This window comes from Acidovorax sp. KNOB132, assembly GCF_057541515.1.
Map to the genome: position 1 here is coordinate 1 of NZ_BAAJYT010000564.1, position 1,089 is coordinate 1,089.

Annotated in this window: 2 protein-coding genes; both read left to right on the top strand. The window is 74.5% G+C overall.

Going from position 1 to position 1,089, the window contains the following annotated elements; translation table 11 throughout:
- A partial coding sequence (locus tag AC27IO_RS24670; RefSeq protein WP_498741273.1) for a GGDEF domain-containing protein occupies window positions 1-919 on the top strand: 919 nt, incomplete at its 5' end.
- Window positions 877-1,089: hypothetical protein (locus AC27IO_RS24675; protein ID WP_498741274.1), on the top strand; the 213-nt coding region annotated here is incomplete at its 3' end. The genes AC27IO_RS24670 and AC27IO_RS24675, both read left to right, overlap by 43 nt.

Below are 1,089 nucleotides of genomic sequence, written 5' to 3' on the forward strand. Positions count from 1 at the left end.
CACCCACCTGGGCGCCCGCGCGCCTGGTGCCCATGAAGACATGCCCTGGCCGCAGGGCGCCGGCGAAGTGGACGGGCTGGCGGCGGCCTGCCGCGGCCTGCTCGACGAGCGCGCCAGCACGCAGTCGCAGATGGGGCTGCTGCGGGGGCAGCTGCAGTCCATCCTGGACCACGCGCCCACCGGCATCATCATCACGCGCGGCGAGAACCTGCAGGTCGTGAGCCTGCAGGCCGGCCGCATGCTGGGCTACGAGCCGGCGCAGCTGCAGGGGCGGCTGGCCCGCGTGCTTTACGTGAGCGATGCCGAGTACGAGCACCTCAAGCGGCGCGTGCGGGCGGAGTTCTCGGCTCACGGCACCTTCGATGGCGACGTGTGCTTCCTGCGCCAGGACGGCAGCGCGGTATGGGCCCGCGTGCTGGGCCGCTCGGTGCGGGGCGCCTCAGGCGATGCGGGCACGGTCTGGATGCTGGAGGACCTCACCGCCGCGCGCGAGGCCCGCCGCCGCGAGAACTGGGCGGGCGGGCTTGACGCCCTCACGCAGTTGGCCAACCGCGACGCGTTCAGCCAGCGCCTGCATGCGCTGCTGGCCGACCGTGCGGCCCGCCCTGACACGGTGCAGGCGCACCCGGGCGGGGAGGCGGGCGAGGGCGTGGTGCTGTTCCTGGACCTGGACCATTTCACCGTGGTCAACGCCATTGCCGGGCACGACGCGGGCGACGACGTGCTGCGCCACGTGGGCCGCCTCATCGAGACCCAGGTGCGGTCGGTGGGCTGGGCGGCGCGGCTGGGTGGCGACGAGTTCGCCGTGGTGCTGCCCGGCTGCCCGCTGGGGCGCGGGCTGGCCATCGCCGAGCAGCTGTGCGCCGCCGTGCGTGCGTGGGAGCCCTCATACCAGGCCGCAGCTACACGCTGGGCGTGAGCATCGGCCTCGTGCCGCTGGACAGCGGCGTGTACGACGTGACCGCGGTGCTCCATGCAGCCGACATGGCGTGCTACGAGGCCAAGCGCGCGGGGCCGCGACCGGGGGAGGGTGCGCTCGGTGCGGGGGTGGGGCGCGCGCAGGGTGCGCGCGGCGTGAAGGCGGGGATA